This is a genomic window from Pseudomonas sp. Pmew2 (genome assembly GCF_058129885.1).
In genome coordinates, this window is record NZ_CM176702.1 from 134,444 (window position 1) to 153,967 (window position 19,524).

The following is a 19,524-nucleotide window of genomic DNA, read 5'->3' on the forward strand; positions in this document are numbered from 1 at the left end:
AACGATAGGCGTTCGGGAGAGCACCTATCGTGCCCATGCTCCGCGTGGGTATGCCGTTCAGGGCGCTCCGCGTCCGCTTTGAGTATGCGGCGCGGCGCAGACCTGTGACGCGGAGCGTTACCCACGGCATTCCCACGCTGGAGCGTGAGGAACGATAGGCGTTCGGGAGAGCACCTATCGTGCCCATGCTCCGCGTGGGTATGCCGTTCTGGACGCTCTGCGTCCGCTTTGAGTATGCGGCGCGGCGCAGACCTGTGACGCGGAGCGTCACCCACGGCATTCCCACGCTGGAGCGTGAGGAACGATAGGCGTCCGGTAGAACACCTTGCGTCCGCTCTTGAACGGGTAGACCTGATCGGGTCAGTCCAGCTTCAGCACCTTGGCGAGTACGATTTTCGGGCCTTTCATCTTCTTGATGATGATGCGCAGGCCTTCGACTTCCATTTGCTCTTCTTCTTCCGGCACGCGCTTGAGTGTGTCGTAGATCAGACCGGCCAGTGTCTCGGCTTCGATGTGGTCCAGATCGATGCCCAGCAGGCGCTCGATCTTGAACAACGGTGTATCGCCCCGTACCAGCAGTTTGCCCGGCTGATACGCGAGAATGCCGCGCTCCACCTTGCGATGTTCGTCCTGGATGTCGCCCACCAGCACTTCAAGCACGTCCTCCATGGTCAGGTAGCCGACGATCTTGCCGTCGGCTTCCTCGACCACGGCAAAGTGCGCGCCGCCCTTGCGGAACTGCTCCAGCAGCTGCGAAAGCGGCATATGTCGCGAAACACGCTCCAGCGGGCGGGTCAGTTCAGCCAGGTTGAACGACTCCGGGATGTGGTCCAGCGCCGCCAGTTCCAGCAGCAGGTCCTTGATGTGCAGCAGGCCGACAAACTCGCCACGTTCAGCGTCATACAGCGGATAACGGCTGAATTTGTGGCGGCGGAACAAGGCGAGGATTTCCTTGAGCGGCGCATTGAAGTCCAGCGACACCATGTCTTCGCGGGAGTTGGCCCAGTCGACCACTTCCAGCTCGCCCATTTCGACAGCAGACGCCAGCACGCGCATGCCCTGATCGCTGGGGTCCTGGCCACGGCTGGAGTGCAGAATCAGCTTCAGCTCATCGCGGCTGTAGCTGTGTTCGTGATGCGGACCGGGTTCACCCTGGCCTGCAATGCGCAAAATGGCGTTGGCGCTGGCGTTGAGCAGGTAGATCGCCGGGTACATCAACCAATAGAAGAAGTACAACGGAGCCGCTGTCCACAGCGACAGCAGTTCCGGTTTGCGGATCGCCCAGGATTTGGGGGCCAGCTCGCCGATGACAATGTGCAGGTAGGAAATGATGAAGAACGCAGTGAAAAACGACACGCCCTTGATCAGCTCCGGAGTATCGACGCCCAGCGCTGCGAGTAACGGCTCCAGCAGATGCGCGAACGCCGGTTCACCGACCCAGCCCAGGCCCAGGGAGGCGAGGGTGATACCCAGCTGGCAGGCTGAAAGGTAGGCATCCAGCTGGCCGTGTACCTTGCGCAGAATGTGCCCGCGCCAGCCGTTCTTGTCGGCAATGGCTTCAACCTTGGTCGAGCGCAGTTTGACCATGGCGAATTCTGCCGCAACGAAAAAGCCGTTGAGCAGGACCAGGAACAAAGCAAAAAGAATCATGCCGAAATCGGCGAAGAGTGAAGACAGGTTGAAACTAGGGGAAGGGTCCATGATGGGGTTTTGCAGGGTCCGTATTAACAGAAGAGGGTAATGTCACGCCAGAGAAGACGCTATGAGCCCGGCAATGTAGCGGCTCAAGGCGCGATTGCCTAGTAGTCTGAATCGTCGTGTACGGGTTTGGACAGTTGGCCGCTGGCAAAGTGACAGGTAAAAACACTGCCCTTGCCGGGAACACTGTTGATTTCAAGGTTGCCGCGATGGCGCAGCAGCACATGTTTGACGATGGCCAGACCGAGCCCTGTACCACCGGTATTCGACGCTCGGCTGGTATCGACCCGGTAGAAACGTTCAGTCAGGCGCGGCAGGTGTTTGGTCTCGATGCCGATCCCCGAATCCTGCACGCTCAGGTGCGCGCCCCGCTCGTCGGCCCACCAGCGGATACGGATGACGCCTTCTGCCGGGGTGTACTTGACGGCATTGAAAATCAGGTTGGAAAACGCGCTGCGCAGCTCGCTTTCGCTGCCCTTGAGGCGCATATCGCTTTCCAGGCTCAGGTGGATCTGCTGGTTCTTGCTGCCCGACAACGCATTGGCATCGGCGGTGATGGTTTTGAGCAAGGTACTGACCATTACCGGATGATTGTCCGATGGGTAATCGGTAGCCTCGAGCTTGGCCAGCAGCAGCAAGTCGTTGAGCAGCGTCTGCATGCGCCCGCCTTGCTGATGCATCTGTTGCAGCGCCCGCACCCAGCGCGGATTGACCTCGTCCACGTTATCGAGCAGGGTTTCCAGATAACCGAATATCACCGTCAGTGGCGTGCGCAACTCATGAGACACGTTGGCGACGAAGTCTTTGCGCATCTGCTCCAGCTGGTGGATGCGCGTCACATCGCGCACCAGCATCAGGTGCTCATTGTTGCCGTAACGGGTAATCAACAACTGAATGCGCAAGCGATCATTGGTCGGTGAGGGAATCTCCAGCGGCTCGCTGTAGTCGCCCAGCGCAAAGTACTCTTTGAAGCGCGGATGCCGGACCAGGTTGGTCACGGGCTGACCACTGTCCTGCGGCGTCTTTAAACCCAGCAGGGTTTCAGCGGCACGGTTCCACCACTCCAGGTTGCCGTCGCTGTCGAGCATGATTACGGCATCGCGCAGGGCGGCGGTGGATTCCTGTACCCGGTCGATGACCGCCTGGAGGCGTCCGCGGACACGCTGATCACGGCGTTGCAGGTGATAGATGCTGTCGAACACTTCGCCCCACAGACCATAACCGTCCGGAGGCGGCTCGTCAGCCTTGTGACTGCTCAGCCAGTCATGCAGGCGCAGCAGTTGTTTGAGGGTCCAGGCCAGATACAGGCCCAGTCCGGTGGCCAGGCTCCAGCCATACTGTCCACTGATCAGGCCGGCCAACAGGCAGGCGGTGACCAGCAACAACATGTGGCGTATCAAGGTGCCGTGCCAATTTTGATTCAATTAAGGGTAAATCCTTGTCTGGTCACTGCCCTGCGTCGACGCAACGCCTGTCAGCTCTTTGTCGAGAAGCGATAGCCAGTGCCGCGCACGGTTTGTACCAGATTTTCATACGCATCGCCCAAGGCCTTGCGCAGGCGGCGGATGTGCACATCAACCGTACGCTCTTCGACGTAGACGTTGCCGCCCCAGACCTGATCCAGCAACTGGCCACGGGTGTAGGCGCGCTCCTGGTGGGTCATGAAAAATTGCAGCAGACGGTATTCGGTGGGGCCCATTTCAGCCGGTTTGCCGTCGATGGTGACGCGGTGGCTGATCGGGTCGAGCAGCAGACCGCCGACTTCGATAGGTGCTTCGCCATCAGTCGGGCCGGCACGACGCAGCACGGCCTTGAGACGTGCCACCAGCTCGCGGGGCGAGAAGGGCTTGGTGATGTAATCGTCAGCGCCGACTTCCAGGCCCTGGATCTTGTTGTCCTCTTCACCCTTTGCAGTGAGCATGATGATCGGGATGTCCCCGGTCAGTTCATCACGTTTAAGGCGACGGGCCAGTTCGATGCCGGATGTGCCAGGCAGCATCCAGTCGAGCAGAATCAGGTCAGGTTTGCGGTCGACGATAATCGCATGGGCCTGCTGAGAGTTTTCGGCTTCAATACAGTCGTATCCAGCCATTTCCAACGCAACGGCGATCATTTCACGAATAGGCGCTTCGTCGTCAACGATCAGGATGCTCCTGCCAGCCATGCTCGAACCTCTTGTCATTTAACTGTCTTGGGGCGCATTAGATAACGGAATTATTGCAGTCGTGTGACAGGTGTGGTTTAGGCTAGCACGCCGACAGGTTTCGGGAGGTCGGCGGGCCTCGCGATCCTGCGTTTATTTCAGTCGAAAAGAGGCTGGCGGTGGCTGTTTTCAGCGCACCGCATAGTCGGCGACGATACCCAAAAATATCGCCAGCCCGGCCCAGTGGTTGTGCAAAAAAGCCTTGAAGCAGGCGTCCCGCTCGCGCTGTCGGGTGCTCCAGAACTCCCAGGCAAAGCATCCTGCTGCTGCCAGCAGGCCTATGTAGAAGCACGCACCCAATTCAAAACGCGCGCCGGCCAGCATAAGGCAACCCAGCGCCAGACCTTGCAGGGTCAGGATGATCACCCGGTCGGCATCGCCGAACAGTACGGCAGTGGATTTCACGCCGATTTTCAGGTCATCGTCACGATCGACCATTGCGTAATAGGTGTCGTAGCCCACGGTCCATAGCAGGTTGGCGATGTACAGCAGCCAGGCCGCAGCTGGCAGGTCGCCGGTTTCTGCAGTAAATGCCATCGGCATGCCCCACGAAAACGCAGCACCCAGCACCACTTGCGGGTAATAGGTGTAGCGCTTCATGAATGGATAGCAGGCAGCCAGCGCCAGACCGCCGAACGACAGCCAGATGGTTGTCGCATTAGTAAACAGCACCAGCACAAAGCTCAGGCCGACCAGCACCGCAAACAGCGCCAGCGCTTCCCGTGAGCTGACTTTGCCACTGACCAGAGGACGCTGCTCGGTGCGTTTGACGTGGCCATCCACCTTGCGGTCGGCGAAGTCATTGATCACGCAGCCTGCCGCGCGCATCAGAAATACGCCGACCATGAAGATGAACACTGTCTTCAGCGACGGAGAGCCCTTGCCCGCAATCCAGACCGCCCACAGGGTTGGCCACAGCAGCAGGTAAATGCCTATGGGCTTGTCGATACGTGTCAGCTGGATAAAGTCCCAGGCGCGGGGGCTAAGACGATTGAGGGATTTGAGAAGGGACAGGTACATCAGACAGGGTCCTTGTCATGGATCGTATTGCACAGAGCGGGCAGGAACACTTCGGCGACCAGCACGCTCAACGCACCACGACTGAATCGCGAGCGGCGTGCCCATAGGCCGCGAGCTGCAACAGCGTCAGGCAGCCAGGCTTCAGGGTAATGACACACTTCAAGGGTTCCGCGCGCGAACGCAGGGTCGCTGAACAGCAACTCACCCAGCGAGCGAGTGCCCAGCTCATCCATATTCAGGCCACCGTCCTGCAAAGCGCTGCGGGCGGCTACACTGCGAGCGAATACCCAGTTGCTGTCATTACCGCACAAGTACACCTCGCGCACCCAGCCTTCGCTGGCAAGTGGCAGGCCCAGCGCCAGACACTCATCACGGCGCAAAGCCTGCCAGCCTTCGAATTGCGGAAATACGCTGAAACCACCGTCAGACAAACGGTCCAGCCGGCGTGTGAGGGAGTCCTGATTGAACAACCAGTCGAGCATTATTGGTTCGGGCGCATCGATCAATTGCTCGCGCTTGAGCCAGATCGGGCTAATGAATGCGGGGGATTGCTGGGTCACGGTAAGCCAGTTCCGGCAGCCAACGAGGCCGCGAGCTTAGCATGATTGCAGGCCCCGACCGACCGCCGGTAGTACGTCAGGTTATAGAATCAGACTTGCATCCGGGCCTGCCGATCAGTACAACGCCCGTTCAGACGGCAATCGACCGTCACACGCTATTTAGCCTGATAAACGAGAGAACCGAACATGAAGAAGTGGCAATGCATCGTCTGTGGCCTGATCTATAACGAAGCCGACGGCTGGCCGGATGACGGGATTGCGCCTGGTACGCTCTGGCAGGATGTGCCGGAAGACTGGCTGTGCCCGGATTGCGGTGTGGGCAAAATGGACTTTGAGATGATCGAAATCGGCTGATAGCAGCCAGCAGAAAAATAATGAATAGGGAAGAACAATGAGCGCACCTGTGGTCATCATCGGCACCGGCCTTGCGGGTTACAACCTCGCCCGAGAGTTTCGCAAACTGGACGCAGACACGCCGCTGCTATTGATCACGGCCGATGATGGCCGGTCCTATTCCAAACCGATGCTTTCCACCGGCTTTGGCAAAAACAAGGAAGCCGACGGGTTGAGCATGGCCGAGCCTGGCGCGATGGCTGATCAGCTCAAGGCTGAAGTCCGCACGCATACGCGGATCAGCGGGATCGACCCGGGTCACAAGCGTCTGTGGATCGGTGAAGAAGCGGTTCACTACCGCGATCTGGTGCTGGCCTGGGGGGCTGAAACCATCCGCGTACCGGTGGAAGGTGATGCAGGCGATGCGATTTTCCCGATCAACGACCTTCAGGACTACGCCCGTTTTCGAGCGGCTGCGGCGGGAAAGCGTCGGGTTCTGATTCTCGGCGCAGGGCTCATTGGCTGTGAATTCGCCAACGACCTGATTCTGGGCGGCTATGAAGTGGATCTGGTGGCGCCGTGCGAGCAGGTCATGCCAACCCTGTTACCACCTGCCGCTGCGGCTGCGGTAAAGACCGGCCTTGAAAGCCTGGGTGCGCGTTTCCACCTGGGCCCGGTGCTGACCCGCCTGAATCGCAGTGGTGACGGCCTGCAAGCACATTTGTCGGACGGGCAGGTGATTGACTGCGACCTGGTGGTTTCGGCCATTGGTCTGCGCCCACGTATTGATCTGGCCGCTGCCGCGGGCTTGCAGACGGGGCGCGGTATTCTGGTGGATCGCCAGTTGCAGACCTCCCACGCCAACATCCACGCGCTGGGTGATTGCGCTGAAGTCGATGGCCTCAACCTGCTCTATGTCATGCCGTTGATGAGCTGCGCTCGGGCGTTGGCCCAGACGCTGGCCGGAACGCCAACGGCCGTAAAATATGGCCCCATGCCGATCACAGTAAAGACGCCAGCCTGCCCGCTGGTGGTTTCGCCGCCACCGCGTGGCACCGACGGCCGCTGGAGTATCGAAGGGCAGGGGGCTGATATCAAGGCGCTGTGTCATGACGCAGATGGCAACCTGCTGGGCTATGCGCTGACCGGTGCGGCAGTTATGGAAAAACTCGCACTGAACAAGGTTTTGCCTGCGTTATTGGCATAATTTCGCGTCATTTTGTCGGATAGGCCACGTATTTTTGCCAATAAACCCCGCCTGCGCACTGGCGCGGGCTGGTTCGGCATGCCATCCTCGGTCTTGTCTGCCGCTACGTAGAGCCGTCGCGGCGCCTTGTTGCCGTTTTTTACAAAGCGGCGCGGGACATAAAAACAAAAAACCGTAAAAGAGGCTTCATATGCGTAAACCAGAAGTTGCAGCCGCCATTGCTGAAAAGGCGGATCTCACCAAAGAACAATCCAATCGTGTTCTCAATGCCATCCTTGAAGAGATTACTGGCGCACTGCACCGTAAGGACAGTGTCACGCTGGTAGGCTTCGGTACTTTTCTGCAACGCCATCGCGGTGCCCGGACTGGCAAGAACCCACAGACCGGGGAGCCGGTTAAAATCAAGGCAAGCAACACAGTGGCCTTCAAACCGGGGAAAGCCCTGAAAGACAGCGTCAACCCTTGACACCCTGTTGTGCGCCTCGGCGGGAGGCGGGCAACTCACAGGCGGGCACACCACTCAGACTGGTTGCCCGCTTTTTGTTTGTGTCGTTTGTGCCGCCGATCACTCGTCGAAGCTCTTCGTGAGAATTGTCCTACTCAATTTCGTATGAATGCCTTCTCAAACCCCGGCTTTGCCTGACTTTTTCTTATTGCTGATTCCCTTAGGGTCTGTTCCCGTTTCACATTGGCAGCCACAGAAAAGCGCAGGCCATTGCTATGACGCTTTCATAGTTTCTCTTGAGTTTGTCGAACCGAGAAGCCGCCGCCCGGAAATGCTTCAACCGGGCAAAGGCGTTTTCTACGAGATGTCGATTGCGATATAACCCTTTGTCCAGATCTGCGTTCCCTTTCAGAGAATTGCGCTTTCGTGGAATCACCACTTTGCTGCCTTGCTGCTCGACCTGAGCGCGTATCGCTTCAGTGTCGTAGCCCTTGTCCGCAATGATCACTTCTGCATTGGGCATCTTGGCAATCAACGAGGCCGCCTGCGAACAATCATTGGTCTGGCCTCCGGTCACGTCAAATGCAATGGGCAGCCCACAAGCGTCTACAGCCAGGTGAATCTTGCTGGTGTTACCGGCTCGGCTTTTTCCGATGGCCTGGTCCTGCGTGCTGGCAGCACCTGCACTGTGCTGATGAGCCTTTACATAGCTGCCATCAATGAAAACCCACTCCATGTCAGGATCGGTCATCAGCACCTCAAGCACCTTGACCCACTTGCCTGAAGCAGACCAGGCATTGAACCGCTTGTAGACCTTGCTCCAGTTTCCAAACGCTTTCGGCAGGTCTCGCCAAGGGCAACCCACACGCATGCGGTACAGCATGCCTTCAACCGTGGTGCGCAAATCTCGCTTGTTGTAGATCGATTCGTGCAGCAAAATTTCTCGAAGCTTCGGCCAGTGCTCATCACTGAGCATTAATCGGGGCATTGCAGGCTCGTATTGGTGTTGTGTGAGAACTCCAACAATACGGGCCTGTTCTCATAGAGATCAATGGGTTACGTCGAAACGGGAACAGACCCTAGAGTCCCGCCCCTGCTGCACCCCTTCAATTACTCTTGGGAAATCTCGAATGAAAAAGCTATGGAAGTTTGCTGCGGTTGCAACTCTGATCGCCGCTACCAGCGGCTGCGTGAGCTACAACGTCAGCCAGCCAAGCGCACCGCTGGAAGGCACGGTCAAAACCGACCTCAAGGCGGACGTCAAGGTAGGCGGTACCATCAGCGGCGAGTCCTCCACCAATGTGTTGTTCAATTTCCTGAGTTTCGGCGGCGATAACCAGTTCGCCGATGGCGTGACATACGGCGGTGCAAGCGGCGGTGGCGGTCTGGGTCTGGCGCTGCCTGATCCGGTATCGACCACCAAGGCTGCTGCGGCTTACAAGGCGGTCAAATCTTCCGGTGCCGATCTGATCGTCGCGCCGCGTTACGAAGTCAGCATCAAGGACTACTTCATCTTCAAGAAGGTCGATGTGAAGGTCACCGGCAGCAAAGGCAACATCAACAGTATTCGTTAATGCTGTCGTGATGCTGCTTCCCACGCGAAGCAGCATCCTTGCGTTCAACAAGTGTTTTGTACCGATCTCCCTCGAAATTCATCTTGTCCTACAGGTTTTGGGCCAATAAACCGCTACACTGCCACGCCGATCCTGATCACCGGATCCAGTGCGTACAGAGGCCGAGCATGAAGTTTCGTTTTCTATTGTGGATGCTGGGCCTGCTAATGGCCCGCGCCAGTCGTAACAACCCCGCGTTCCAGCAGCAGTTGGCTGGCAAGGACCTGACATTTCAGTTACAGACCGCAGATGGCAAAATCGCGCGTCACTTCGTGGTGCACGATCAGCGCATTCGCAGTGCCAGCGGTGTGGTTGCAGAGCCAGCCTTTGCCATCTCGTTTCGCGATGCAGCCTTTGGTTTTGACACACTCCAGGCGAAGAACAAGCAACTGGCGTTCATGAAGGGCATTCAGGACAAGGATATTCAGATCAAGGGCAACCCGGCCCTGGTGATCTGGTTCCAGGGCCTGGTCAAATACCTCAAGCCGAAAAAGAAAGCTGCCTGATCACGGCAGTTGCAGCCCGCCTGCCGCCTTATGCAGCGCCCGAAGGTGCTCGGACACCTGTTTGAGGTTGGCTTCGTTGGCTGCAATTTCCTTGGCGCGTTCAGGCTCCAGCAGGGCGCGCACTTCCTTGTCGAGATCGCCGGTCAGACGCTTGAGTTGTTTCTGGCGTTGACTGCTTTCTGCTTCAAGCCGCTGCCATTCCCCCGCCTGTGGCAAACCGTACCCGCCGCTGCCGAGCAGCTCGGCTGGCCGGCTGAGAAAGCCGCTGCTGGCGAGGATCTCTTGTAGCGTTTTGGTGGCATTGGAGACCTTGCCGTCTTTCACTTCGCGTGCACCGAGATAGCTCTGCTTCACTTCGTCCTGGGCCAATAGCAGTTGCCTGCGCAGGCTGGCCTGCTCCAGCAGCAGAATCGCAGCACTGGTACGCAGATCGGCCTTAGCGAACCACTGACTGCGCTCACTGGCTGGCAGGGCCATCCATTCTTCCACGGTGTTCTGCTTGATCGGCAGGTGCTTCTTCAAAACCTCGAACATGGCTTGATAGCGGTCACGGTAGGAATCGAACCGGTAGCCCAGACGCAATGCTTCTCTGGGGTCGTCCAGCACACTGGTATCGGCCAGCCCGCGGCCTTTGAGGACTTCAAGCAGGCCGTTGGGCAAAATGCTGTCCAGGCCGACGAGCTTGGGATTGTGCGTACCGGCGCGCAGCAACTTGAGGTTTTCAACGGCGCAGTTGTTCGAGAGGAAGTAGTAATTGCCGTCGTAGCTCCAGTGCATCTCGGCAGCGTGCTGAACCAGCCCTTCGATTTCCGGACGCGACAGCTTGATTGGCACGGAGGCCAGGCTGCGCAGTTCGGTCTTGGTGTATTCATCGATGACCTGCGCCAGCGGCAAGACGAACAGCCGTGACGGGTAGGCACCCATCAGGCCATCCCAGCTCGATAGCTGTACATCGCCGACGAATGCCCGATAAGACAGCACCAGATGCTGGTCAAGGTCCAGGCGGCAGTCCGGCCCACGAGGACGACCAGGTTTGCAGATCACCAGGCGCAACATGCTGTGGCCCCAGCGGCTCGCCCAGTTCTGATTCGCCTCGGCGAGCAGATAATCCACCGCGTAGACCCGCTCGGGGTCCAGCTTGCCCAGCGGCTCACGGCCGAAGTCGCTGCCGGCATTCAGGTAAGGGTAGTACGTGGGGCATTTATCCCGTGCTGCGGGTGCCCAGCCAAAGCGCTCTTTGTAATACGTATACAGCGCCGGGCGACGACAGGCGTAGGCCGGGTCGAGGAGGAAATACTCCATGTTCACGGCCACGAATTCCAGCGGGCTGGTGGTTTCGTAGATGTCCGGGCTGCGGGCGACCTGGCCGTTATGTTCCTCGCGTTCACCGCGGCGTCCGACGTATTGCTGCCAGCCCGCCAGATCCAGCAGGCGAGGGTCATCACTCAGGGTAAAGCGTCGCTCGGTCTGACCTCGGCAATTGTCGGGCAGGCCGATCTTGCCGAGTGAGCTGTTGCGTGATCCGCAGCGGAAGATAGCCGAGCGCTCGGCAGGCGACCACAGGCGAGCGCGGTCGTAGACGTGGGTCAGCTCATGCAGGACGGTGGCGAGCAACTCCTGGCGCACCGTTCCGTGTGGACGGCCTGTCTGGGCGGTGGCTGCCGAACCGTCGGTCAACGAGGCCAGCAAGTGGCTGTTGAGATATAACTGATAAGGGCCGGCTGCCTGACCGTAGGCGTTTTGCGGCATGTCGCTGGACCAGCTTACCTCGACGGTTCGGTCCAGTGCTTCGACGAAGCTGGGCGGCAGCGCGTGCATGGCTTCGTCGAGCAGCGTCTGGCTGGCTTGCTGTTGCGGCGCATCGAGGCCGTCCGTGTGCAGTTCCAGCTTCAGGCTGGCAAAGGCATGCGTCCCGACCAGCGACAGCGCGCCAGCAAGCAGCCAGGCGCGAAATCGCCTCACAATGCGAGGATTGCTTCAGCCAGGGTCTGATCGCTTGCGCCGCGTGCTTCTGGTACGCGAGTGCGCAGTGTATCGAAGGCAGCATCCAGCTGGGCACCGTGGATGTCACCGCCGCTGGCAACGTAACTGGCGGCGTCGTCCTTGGCCTGGAGCACGACTTTGGAGTCGCGAATCGATGTAGTGGTGTCCGAGGTGAAATCAATGGTACGGCCAAACGCGCGAACGATGATGTTGCTCGTGGCTACAACGGTCTGAGCCTGGGCAAAATCGGCCAGCAATAGCAGGCCAAGGGAAGCAGCAATCAGCGGGGTACGCATGTAGTGACGTCTCCAGTTACGCAAAGAGGGGAAAGTGGCTATTGGACGAGGATTGCCTGCGCCAGTTCAAGGTCGCTGGCACGAAGTTTTGCATCTGCCTGACGCAGGGCGTGCAGCGCGGCCTCAAGCCGGGCACAGCGTATATCTCCGTCGCTGGCGATGAACGCAGCAGCGTCGTCTCTGGCAGCCATCATGAGCTTGTTATCGAAAGGTGCTGTTGTGACCTGACTGGTTGCATAGCCGGTCTTGACCAGACCCTGCGTGGTCGTATCGAACGCTTGAACCTGACTGATGCACATCAGGCTGGCAACGGGTGCGATAAACAGAAGGTGCAGTAAACGCATGACTTTCACGAACCGGCAAAACAGGTAGCAAGGCTAGCGCAATGCTCTGGCCAGAGCTACCCCGGCACATGGCCGGGGCACATGGCCGGGGCACAACGGTCAGATGGCCAGAATGGCCTGAGCCAGTTGGCTGTCGGTCGCTTGCAGTTCAGGCAGAACCTGGCGGATGTGTTGCAGCGCACCTTCGAGGCGAGCGCTACGGATGTCGCCGGAGCTGGCCACGAAGCTGGCGGCATCGTCACGGGCGGCCAGAACGATCTTGTCATCTTTCAGAGAGGAGGAAATGTTGGACGTGGCACGTGTCGATGCATTGACTGCATCGACCACTGCATCAGTGGTCACAATAAAGCTGGAGGCGTTCGCACCTGCAGCAGCAGTCAACAGGAAGGCAGCGCCGAGGGTACGTAGCAGAGACATGATCGAGTTCCATTGTGGTCAAAAGGGCACAGGCTGCCTGCGAGGCCGAAGGGCCGAGGTAGAGCGTTAGACTATCCCACTGATAGCGCGCTTGTCATGGCAGTCGATGGCTACAGCTTGCACAGTTTGCATTATTTGGTAACTGTACCTGACGTTTTTGATTTATCTGAAACTGTGCTGTTATTGGCAATCTGTTAAGTACCTGCCCGAAAACGACAAAACCCGTCTCGGTTGCCTGAGACGGGTCTTGTATGAAGCAATTCGGGTTGCTGGCGAGAGACTTTAAGGTCTGGGACCAGCGAGCGCTGATTCAGCGCCAGAACGGCTTGCTCAGCTCTTCGTAACGCTGGGATTCGCTGATACCGGCGTCAGCCAGCAGGCGTGCATCCAGACGAGCCAGTTGATGGCGGCTGGACAGGCGACGCTGCCAGAGCATCAGGTTGGCGAATACGCGCAGAGGCAAAGAAGCTTTTGCAGTGGTAACGGTGCTTTCGCTGAACAGATCGGAACTGATTGTACGTTCCATGGTGTGACTTCCTTCCGCTTGTGGCGGGATAAGTGAGTTGCTTGACTGGTGCCCATTTTCCTCGCACGCGTCCAGCTTCCATAGACACAGTTCACTTGTATTGTGAGGGTTCAGTTAACTGTGATTGGGCACTGTTTTGTTCATAAATGGGGCAACTGTACCGGTCGGCACCATATGAGTGCATTTTGTGGTCGATTATGGTGATTTTGGCGATTTGAGGCAGTTTTATGACCGGTACAGCAGTACAGTTTTTCAAGAAGCTGTTGAGTGCGAGGAGGAAGTGAGTCGGGGAAGGTCTCGTTCACTTCCAACTGTCCTGTTCAGCCCGGAAGCATGCGCCCGGTTTCTTCCAGGTTGATGTGCCAACTCAGTGCTTCGCGCAGGATGTGCGGGGTATGGCCGCCCAGCACGCAAGCGGCTTTGAAATAGGCGTTCAGTGCGTCGCGGTAATCCGGGTGTACGCAGTTGTCGATGATGACCCGCGCACGTTCGCGAGGGGCCAGGCCGCGCAGATCTGCCAGGCCCTGCTCTGTGACCAGAACGTCAACGTCATGCTCGGTGTGGTCGACATGGCTGACCATCGGCACAACGCTGGAAATCGCGCCGGCCTTGGCAATCGACTTGGTGACGAATATCGCCAGGTGCGCATTGCGCGAGAAATCCCCCGAGCCGCCAATGCCATTCATCATGCGCGTCCCGCACACGTGGGTAGAATTCACGTTGCCGTACAGGTCGAATTCCAGCGCAGTGTTGATGCCGATGATACCCAGGCGGCGGATCACCTCGGGGTGATTGGAGATCTCCTGGGGGCGCAATACCAGCCTGGACTTGTAGCGGTTGAAGTCGGCAAAGACTTCCGCGTGTTTGGCCGCCGACAACGTCATGGAGCTGCCTGAAGCAAAGGTCAGTTTGCCCGCGTCGAACAGATCGAATGTCGAGTCCTGCAGCACTTCGGAGTACATCGTCAGGTCCGTGAAGGGAGACGCCAGCAGGCCGTGCATCACGGCGTTGGCGATATTGCCGATACCCGCCTGTAGTGGCATCAGCTTGTCGGTAAGCCGGTCTTCGCGCACTTCCTTCTTGAAGAACTCCACCAGATGGTTGGCGATGGCCTGCGTGTCGGCGTCAGGTGGCGTGACGGTGGACGGTGAATCTGGCTGGTTGCTGATGACAATACCGACGATCTTCGCCGGATCTATCTTCACTGCATGACTACCGATGCGCGAGTCTGCTTCCAGCACCGGAATCGGCAGGCGCGTCGGCCGGTAGCTGGGTATATAGATGTCGTGCAGACCTTCCAGCTCCAGCGGCTGCGACAGGTTGATTTCCACGATCACCTGCTTGGCCAGAATCGCGAAGCTGGCCGAGTTGCCTACAGAGGTACTGAGCACCAGATGGCCTTCCTCAGTGATCGCAACGCATTCGATCACCGCCAGGTCCACCGCCTTGATCTGCCGATTGCGCAGCATCTCGACGGTATCGGACAAGTGCTGATCGATGAACATCACCGTGCCGTTGTTGATTGCCTTGCGCAGTGTGCTGTCGACCTGAAAGGGCATGCGCCGGGACAGCACGCCGGACTCGGTCAGTTGCTTGTCCAGGTCATTGCCCAGGCTGGCACCGGTCATCAGGCTGATTTTCAGCGGTGTCACTTTGGCGCGCTCGGCCAGCGCATGGGGCACGGCCTTGGCTTCGCCTGCACGGGTGAAGCCACTCATGCCGACGGTCATGCCGTCTTCAATCAAGGCGGCAGCGTCGGCTGCGCTCATAACCTTGCTCATCAGGGAGGGCAGGCGGATACGGTCACGGTACATGGATTCTGTCTCGTAGATAGAAGCGAGCGACAAGTCTAGAGCGTTGAACGAGGTTCGTCCTGCTACCAAGGTCGCATTTGAGGGCTCTAATTGGCGGCTTTCAGCGCAAAACACTGTTACGCAGAATGTAAAAAGCCCCGGTCGCCAAGCGAGCCGGGGCTTTAATGTGGCAGGGTCAGGCTAGGCGTTTTCGACGGCCTTCACCATGTCCTCGATCACCTTTTTGGCATCTCCGAATACCATCATGGTTTTATCCAGATAGAACAGTTCGTTATCCAGACCTGCGTAACCACTGGCCATCGAGCGTTTGTTGACGATGATGGTCTTGGCCTTGAACGCCTCCAGGATGGGCATCCCGGCGATAGGGGATTTCGGATCGTTCTTGGCGGCGGGGTTGACCACGTCGTTGGCACCGAGCACCAGCACCACATCGGCCTGACCGAACTCGGAGTTGATGTCGTCCATCTCGAACACCTGATCGTAAGGCACTTCGGCTTCGGCCAGCAGTACGTTCATGTGCCCCGGCATGCGCCCGGCCACCGGGTGAATGGCGTACTTCACCGTGACACCACGGTGCACCAGCTTCTCCGTCAGTTCCTTGAGTGCATGCTGCGCGCGCGCGACTGCCAGCCCGTAACCCGGCACGATGATCACGGTGTCGGCGTTGGTCAGCAGGAAGGTGGCATCGTCTGCCGAGCCGGATTTCACCGGGCGGGCTTCCTTGCTACCTGCCGGCCCTGCCGAATCCGTTGCGCCGCCGAAGCCACCGCCGATCACATTGAAGAACGAGCGGTTCATCGCCTTGCACATGATGTAGGACAGGATCGCGCCCGAAGAACCGACCAGCGAGCCCGCGATAATCAGCATCGAGTTGTTCAGCGAAAAGCCGATCCCGGCCGCTGCCCAGCCTGAATAGCTGTTGAGCATCGAGACCACCACCGGCATGTCTGCACCGCCAATCGGGATGATCAACAGCACACCGATCACGAACGCCAGCGCGAGCATGATCGCAAAGGCAGTAAGGCTACCGGTGAACATGAAGGTCAGACCAAAGAACAGTGTGGCCAGACCAAGCACCAGGTTGAGCTTGTGCTGTCCGGCAAACTGTACTGGAGCGCCTTGAAACAGCCGGAATTTGTACTTGCCCGACAGCTTGCCAAAGGCGATTACCGAGCCGGAAAAGGTGATCGCGCCGATGGCCGCTCCGAGGAACAGCTCAAGACGATTACCCGCGGGGATGGCATCGCCCAGATGACCAACGATGCCCAGTGACTGAGGCTCTACTACGGCCGCGATGGCGATGAATACCGCTGCCAGGCCGATCATGCTGTGCATGAACGCGACCAGCTCAGGCATTTTGGTCATTTCAACGCGCTTGGCCATGATCGAGCCAGCGGTCCCGCCCACCAGCAGGCCGACCACAATGTAGCCAATGCCCGCACTGGTACCTTCAGCGGTAGACAGCGCAGCCAGTTTGAACACCAGCCCGATTGTCGTGATGACCGCCAGACCCATACCGAGCATGCCGAACAGATTGCCGCGGCGTGAGGTGGTGGGGTGTGACAAGCCTTTGAGTGCCTGGATAAAGCAGATCGACGCGATCAGATACAGCAGGGTGACCAGATTCATGCTCATGACTTCGGCGCCTCATCCTTTGCCTTGGGGGCCTTTTTCCTGAACATCTCCAGCATCCGCCGAGTGACCAGAAAGCCGCCAAACACATTCACCGCTGCCAGTGCGACAGCCAGCGTGCCCATGGTTTTGCCCAGCGGCGTCACCGTGAGTGCGGCGGCGAGCATGGCGCCAACGATGACGATGGCCGAGATAGCATTGGTGACGGCCATGAGCGGCGTATGCAGTGCGGGCGTGACGTTCCAGACCACGTGGTAGCCGACATAGATTGCCAGTACGAAAATGATCAGGTTGTAGACGCCGGGGGAAATCAGCTCTTCCATTGGTGTGTCCTCAGCCGTTCTTGCGTACGACTTGCCCGTCGCGGCACATCAGGCATGCGGCGACGATGTCGTCTTCGAGGTTGATCGAGAATGTGCCGTCCTTGTCGAACAGCAGCTTCATGAAGTCCAGCAGGTTGCGGGCATAGAGTGCAGAAGCATCGGCTGCGACCAGCGCTGGCAAATTGGTGTGGCCGACGATGGTCACTCCGTGCTCGACGACGACTTGATCTGCCACAGTCAGCGGGCAATTGCCGCCTTGTGCAGCGGCCAGGTCGATTACTACCGAACCGGGCTTCATCTGCGCCACGGTTTTGGCGCTGAGCAGCACCGGTGCCTTGCGGCCGGGGATCAGGGCGGTAGTAATGACGATGTCCGCCAACCTGGCCCGCTCGTGAACGGCTGCGGCCTGGCGTTGCATCCAGCTGGCAGGCATCGGGCGGGCGTAACCGCCAACGCCTTCGGCGCATTCGCGCTCTTCGTCGGTCTCGTAGGGCACATCAATGAACTTGGCACCCAGCGACTCGATCTGCTCCTTCACTGCCGGACGCACATCCGAGGCCTCAACCACGGCACCCAGCCGTTTGGCGGTGGCAATGGCCTGCAGACCGGCAACGCCAGCGCCCAGGATCAGCACCCGTGCGGCTTTGACAGTGCCGGCAGCGGTCATCAGCATGGGCATGAAGCGCGGGTAGTGGTGTGCGGCAAGCAGCACGGCCTTATAGCCCGCGATATTGGCCTGCGAAGACAGCACATCAAGGCTCTGCGCGCGGGAAGTGCGCGGTGCGGCTTCCAGGGCGAACGCGGTGATGCCCTGTGCGGCCATCTTGCCGATGAGTTCATTGTTGAAGGGGTTGAGCATGCCGATGACCACCGAGCCGCTCTTGATCAGGCTCAGCTCATTGTCGTCGGGCGCTACAACCTTGAGGATCAACTCGCCCGCAAACGCTTCGTTCGCGCTCCCAATCACAGCGCCTGCAGCTTCGTAAGCGCTGTCCGGAACGCTGGCCTGAATGCCTGCGCCGCTCTGCACGGTAATCCTGTGCCCTTGGCTGATCAGCTTTTTGATGGTTTCCGGGGTAGCAGCTACCCGGGTTTCGCCCGATTGCGTTTCGAGAGGAACACCAATGTGCACGACAAATCTCCTGCGCGATTTTTTATCGTTCGTATGTAGGCCAGTGCACTACGGCTGGTGCATCTGGCATGGCCAGGCAGCACGCCCCTTTGCAGCAGGGGCGGGGCATTTTGCAGGCGAAGTTTGCGGGCTTCAATACATTCTGTAACGAAACTATAGATGAACTACAAGTCACACTGTGACCTATTGTCGCAGTAATTGGATGCAGGCCATTGCTTGTATGGGTTTTGGCGCTATTCCGTACAAAAAAGGTGATTAATATTTTTTTGCTCGAAAATCTCGCATTCAAGCCAAAATAGGACAAAAGACCCTGTAACTATTAGGGGGTAAGTCCTTTTTTTGCGGCGAGCGAGAAGTTGTTTTAACGCGACATAAGGTTACATCTGTAGGTGTTTTCTTTCATTGACTACCTGAAATTCTGCTCAGATCTGCTCTTGGGGCAGCTGGTAATTCCGGGCCTGAGCGACCAGCCAGTCGCGAAATGCGCTGAGTGACGCCGATTCCACTTTGCGCTCGGGAATAATCAGGTGGTAGGCCTTGCTGCCGGACAGCGAACAGGCGTTGGCGATCACCAGGCGCTTTTCATGCAGTTCGCGCTGAATAAGGAAGGGCGGGATCAGTGCCACACCCATGTCGTGCATGGCTGCCTGCGCAAGCATCGAAAACAGCTCGTAGCGAGGGCCGGTCATATCGCGGGCCACATCCATGCCCTGCGCGTTGAACCATTGGCGCCACGCATAGGGGCGCGTGGTTTGTTGAAGCAATGGCAGCTCGGCGAGCTCGCTTGCTTGCAGATGGTCTCGCCCGTTCAGGAACGAGGGGCTGCAGACCGGCATGGAGTTTTCACCCATCAGCCGATGCGACTGGGTGCCGGACCAGTCGGCGTCGCCGAAATAGATAGCAGCATCGAAGTCGGTGTCAGCAAACAGAAAAGGGCGCGTGCGGTTGGTCAGGTGAACCGTGACATCAGGGTGCTTGTGCTGGAAGTCCTTAAGGCGTGGCAACAGCCATTGAGTGCCGAACGTCGGCACCACGGCGAGCTCGATGGCGTTGGCGCCTTGTTGGCCCATGACCGACAGGGTGTCGCGCTCGACTGCGTCCAGTTGCTGGGCCACGCGGCGGCTGTAGGAAAGGCCTGCCTCCGTGAGCTTCACACCCCGTCGAGAGCGCCGGAACAGCTCAACGCCGAGAAACTCCTCAAGTCCGCCAATCTGTCGGCACACCGCGCCTTGTGTCAGGGACAGCTCGTGAGCGGCTTTGGTAAAGCTTTCGTGTCGGGCAGCTGCTTCGAAACTGACCAGTGCAGTGGTGCTGGGTATTTTGCGTCTCATATCCTTTCTTCTCACTGGTCTTTTTGTTATGCGGGCCTGATGCGGCTCTTGGAGTGAGAAATTAGCACAAGAGGTTGATAAAACCTCGTTTGTCGCCGGATGACACCAGGACTAGGGTCTGTTCCCGTTTCGACGTAACCC

The 19,524-nt window shown here is 58.5% G+C and carries 21 protein-coding genes; 5 read left to right on the forward strand and 16 right to left on the reverse strand.

Annotated elements, in window-relative coordinates; genetic code table 11:
* Positions 1-360: 360 nt before the first annotated feature.
* The 5 genes from AC4ANK_RS00610 to AC4ANK_RS00630 form a co-directional block, all read right to left on the reverse strand.
* On the reverse strand, positions 361-1,701 hold the full coding sequence (locus tag AC4ANK_RS00610) for a hemolysin family protein (protein WP_002555884.1): 1,341 nt from the start codon (positions 1,699-1,701) through the stop codon (positions 361-363).
* 98 nt (positions 1,702-1,799) lie between these two features.
* Positions 1,800-3,122 (reverse strand): phosphate regulon sensor histidine kinase PhoR, encoded by a 1,323-nt coding sequence (phoR, locus tag AC4ANK_RS00615; protein ID WP_002555883.1) that lies wholly within the window; start codon positions 3,120-3,122, stop codon positions 1,800-1,802.
* Between the two features lie 50 nt (positions 3,123-3,172).
* Positions 3,173-3,862 carry a phosphate regulon transcriptional regulator PhoB gene (gene phoB / locus AC4ANK_RS00620; protein ID WP_002555882.1) on the reverse strand — a complete coding sequence of 230 codons (690 nt, stop codon included), beginning with the start codon at positions 3,860-3,862 and terminating at the stop codon, positions 3,173-3,175.
* Between the two features lie 168 nt (positions 3,863-4,030).
* Complete coding sequence (gene ubiA, locus AC4ANK_RS00625) at positions 4,031-4,921, reverse strand: 4-hydroxybenzoate octaprenyltransferase (RefSeq protein ID WP_002555881.1); 891 nt, start codon at positions 4,919-4,921, stop codon at positions 4,031-4,033.
* Positions 4,921-5,481, reverse strand: a complete 561-nt coding sequence (locus AC4ANK_RS00630) for a chorismate--pyruvate lyase family protein (RefSeq protein ID WP_002555880.1) — start codon at positions 5,479-5,481, stop codon at positions 4,921-4,923. The genes ubiA and AC4ANK_RS00630 overlap by 1 nt, the downstream gene beginning before the upstream one ends.
* 186 nt (positions 5,482-5,667) lie before the next feature.
* On the opposite strand from AC4ANK_RS00630, the gene AC4ANK_RS00635 reads away from it, so the two are divergent.
* From AC4ANK_RS00635 to AC4ANK_RS00645, 3 genes are all read left to right on the forward strand, one after another.
* The gene (locus AC4ANK_RS00635; protein WP_002555879.1) at positions 5,668-5,835 is read left to right on the forward strand and encodes a rubredoxin; all 168 of its coding nucleotides are present in this window, start codon (positions 5,668-5,670) and stop codon (positions 5,833-5,835) included.
* 37 nt (positions 5,836-5,872) lie between these two features.
* The gene (locus tag AC4ANK_RS00640; RefSeq protein WP_002555878.1) at positions 5,873-7,021 is read left to right on the forward strand and encodes an NAD(P)/FAD-dependent oxidoreductase; all 1,149 of its coding nucleotides are present in this window, start codon (positions 5,873-5,875) and stop codon (positions 7,019-7,021) included.
* 190 nt (positions 7,022-7,211) lie between these two features.
* Positions 7,212-7,487 (forward strand): HU family DNA-binding protein, encoded by a 276-nt coding sequence (locus AC4ANK_RS00645; RefSeq protein ID WP_002555877.1) that lies wholly within the window; start codon positions 7,212-7,214, stop codon positions 7,485-7,487.
* 217 nt (positions 7,488-7,704) lie between these two features.
* Here the strand turns inward: AC4ANK_RS00645 and AC4ANK_RS00650 are convergent, their stop codons facing one another.
* On the reverse strand, positions 7,705-8,454 hold the full coding sequence (locus AC4ANK_RS00650) for an IS5 family transposase (RefSeq protein ID WP_460382697.1): 750 nt from the start codon (positions 8,452-8,454) through the stop codon (positions 7,705-7,707).
* A gap of 142 nt (positions 8,455-8,596) precedes the next feature.
* Here AC4ANK_RS00650 and AC4ANK_RS00655 point away from each other — a divergent pair, with 142 nt between their 5' ends.
* Together AC4ANK_RS00655 and AC4ANK_RS00660 are read left to right on the forward strand one after the other, a co-directional pair.
* Positions 8,597-9,040 carry a hypothetical protein gene (locus tag AC4ANK_RS00655; RefSeq protein WP_002555876.1) on the forward strand — a complete coding sequence of 148 codons (444 nt, stop codon included), beginning with the start codon at positions 8,597-8,599 and terminating at the stop codon, positions 9,038-9,040.
* 167 nt (positions 9,041-9,207) lie between these two features.
* Positions 9,208-9,585 (forward strand): SCP2 sterol-binding domain-containing protein, encoded by a 378-nt coding sequence (locus AC4ANK_RS00660; RefSeq protein WP_002555875.1) that lies wholly within the window; start codon positions 9,208-9,210, stop codon positions 9,583-9,585.
* Here AC4ANK_RS00660 and AC4ANK_RS00665 read toward each other — a convergent pair whose 3' ends face one another.
* The 10 genes from AC4ANK_RS00665 to AC4ANK_RS00710 all read right to left on the reverse strand — a co-directional run bounded on the left by AC4ANK_RS00665 (position 9,586) and on the right by AC4ANK_RS00710 (position 19,383).
* Positions 9,586-11,547, reverse strand: a complete 1,962-nt coding sequence (locus AC4ANK_RS00665) for a DUF7844 domain-containing protein (protein ID WP_002555874.1) — start codon at positions 11,545-11,547, stop codon at positions 9,586-9,588.
* Entirely contained in the window at positions 11,544-11,864 is a 321-nt protein-coding gene (locus tag AC4ANK_RS00670; protein WP_002555873.1) for a DUF2388 domain-containing protein, read from the reverse strand. Before AC4ANK_RS00670 ends, AC4ANK_RS00665 begins: the two co-directional genes overlap by 4 nt.
* A 38-nt stretch (positions 11,865-11,902) precedes the next feature.
* Positions 11,903-12,208: a DUF2388 domain-containing protein gene (locus tag AC4ANK_RS00675; RefSeq protein ID WP_002555872.1), complete on the reverse strand. Its 306-nt coding sequence runs from the start codon at positions 12,206-12,208 to the stop codon at positions 11,903-11,905.
* A 99-nt stretch (positions 12,209-12,307) separates the two neighbouring features.
* Positions 12,308-12,625 (reverse strand): DUF2388 domain-containing protein, encoded by a 318-nt coding sequence (locus tag AC4ANK_RS00680; RefSeq protein WP_002555871.1) that lies wholly within the window; start codon positions 12,623-12,625, stop codon positions 12,308-12,310.
* Positions 12,626-12,935: 310 nt separating this feature from the next.
* Complete coding sequence (locus tag AC4ANK_RS00685; protein ID WP_002555870.1) at positions 12,936-13,151, reverse strand: DUF1127 domain-containing protein; 216 nt, start codon at positions 13,149-13,151, stop codon at positions 12,936-12,938.
* 320 nt (positions 13,152-13,471) lie between these two features.
* Positions 13,472-14,965 carry a succinyl-CoA:acetate CoA-transferase ScpC gene (scpC, locus tag AC4ANK_RS00690; protein ID WP_002555869.1) on the reverse strand — a complete coding sequence of 498 codons (1,494 nt, stop codon included), beginning with the start codon at positions 14,963-14,965 and terminating at the stop codon, positions 13,472-13,474.
* Between the two features lie 180 nt (positions 14,966-15,145).
* Complete coding sequence (locus AC4ANK_RS00695) at positions 15,146-16,600, reverse strand: NAD(P)(+) transhydrogenase (Re/Si-specific) subunit beta (RefSeq protein ID WP_002555868.1); 1,455 nt, start codon at positions 16,598-16,600, stop codon at positions 15,146-15,148.
* Positions 16,597-16,920 (reverse strand): NAD(P) transhydrogenase subunit alpha part 2, encoded by a 324-nt coding sequence (locus AC4ANK_RS00700; protein WP_002555867.1) that lies wholly within the window; start codon positions 16,918-16,920, stop codon positions 16,597-16,599. The genes AC4ANK_RS00695 and AC4ANK_RS00700 overlap by 4 nt, the downstream gene beginning before the upstream one ends.
* Before the next feature lie 10 nt (positions 16,921-16,930).
* A complete protein-coding gene (locus tag AC4ANK_RS00705) occupies positions 16,931-18,052 on the reverse strand; it encodes a Re/Si-specific NAD(P)(+) transhydrogenase subunit alpha (RefSeq protein WP_002555866.1) in 1,122 nt (373 codons plus the stop codon).
* Between the two features lie 422 nt (positions 18,053-18,474).
* Positions 18,475-19,383, reverse strand: coding sequence for a LysR family transcriptional regulator (locus AC4ANK_RS00710; protein WP_002555865.1), 909 nt, complete (start codon positions 19,381-19,383; stop codon positions 18,475-18,477).
* Between the last annotated feature and the right edge of the window lie 141 nt (positions 19,384-19,524).

Coding starts and splice junctions, on each gene's coding strand:
- AC4ANK_RS00635 (WP_002555879.1), top strand. CDS start 5,668: ATGAAGAAGTGGCAATGCATCGTCTGTGGCCTGATCTATAACGAAGCC.
- AC4ANK_RS00650 (WP_460382697.1), bottom strand. CDS start 8,454: ATGCCCCGATTAATGCTCAGTGATGAGCACTGGCCGAAGCTTCGAGAA.
- AC4ANK_RS00610 (WP_002555884.1), bottom strand. CDS start 1,701: ATGGACCCTTCCCCTAGTTTCAACCTGTCTTCACTCTTCGCCGATTTC.
- AC4ANK_RS00675 (WP_002555872.1), bottom strand. CDS start 12,208: ATGCGTTTACTGCACCTTCTGTTTATCGCACCCGTTGCCAGCCTGATG.
- AC4ANK_RS00680 (WP_002555871.1), bottom strand. CDS start 12,625: ATGTCTCTGCTACGTACCCTCGGCGCTGCCTTCCTGTTGACTGCTGCT.
- AC4ANK_RS00685 (WP_002555870.1), bottom strand. CDS start 13,151: ATGGAACGTACAATCAGTTCCGATCTGTTCAGCGAAAGCACCGTTACC.
- phoB (WP_002555882.1), bottom strand. CDS start 3,862: ATGGCTGGCAGGAGCATCCTGATCGTTGACGACGAAGCGCCTATTCGT.
- ubiA (WP_002555881.1), bottom strand. CDS start 4,921: ATGTACCTGTCCCTTCTCAAATCCCTCAATCGTCTTAGCCCCCGCGCC.
- AC4ANK_RS00640 (WP_002555878.1), top strand. CDS start 5,873: ATGAGCGCACCTGTGGTCATCATCGGCACCGGCCTTGCGGGTTACAAC.
- AC4ANK_RS00660 (WP_002555875.1), top strand. CDS start 9,208: ATGAAGTTTCGTTTTCTATTGTGGATGCTGGGCCTGCTAATGGCCCGC.
- scpC (WP_002555869.1), bottom strand. CDS start 14,965: ATGTACCGTGACCGTATCCGCCTGCCCTCCCTGATGAGCAAGGTTATG.
- AC4ANK_RS00645 (WP_002555877.1), top strand. CDS start 7,212: ATGCGTAAACCAGAAGTTGCAGCCGCCATTGCTGAAAAGGCGGATCTC.
- AC4ANK_RS00670 (WP_002555873.1), bottom strand. CDS start 11,864: ATGCGTACCCCGCTGATTGCTGCTTCCCTTGGCCTGCTATTGCTGGCC.
- AC4ANK_RS00695 (WP_002555868.1), bottom strand. CDS start 16,600: ATGAGCATGAATCTGGTCACCCTGCTGTATCTGATCGCGTCGATCTGC.
- AC4ANK_RS00655 (WP_002555876.1), top strand. CDS start 8,597: ATGAAAAAGCTATGGAAGTTTGCTGCGGTTGCAACTCTGATCGCCGCT.
- AC4ANK_RS00710 (WP_002555865.1), bottom strand. CDS start 19,383: ATGAGACGCAAAATACCCAGCACCACTGCACTGGTCAGTTTCGAAGCA.
- AC4ANK_RS00700 (WP_002555867.1), bottom strand. CDS start 16,920: ATGGAAGAGCTGATTTCCCCCGGCGTCTACAACCTGATCATTTTCGTA.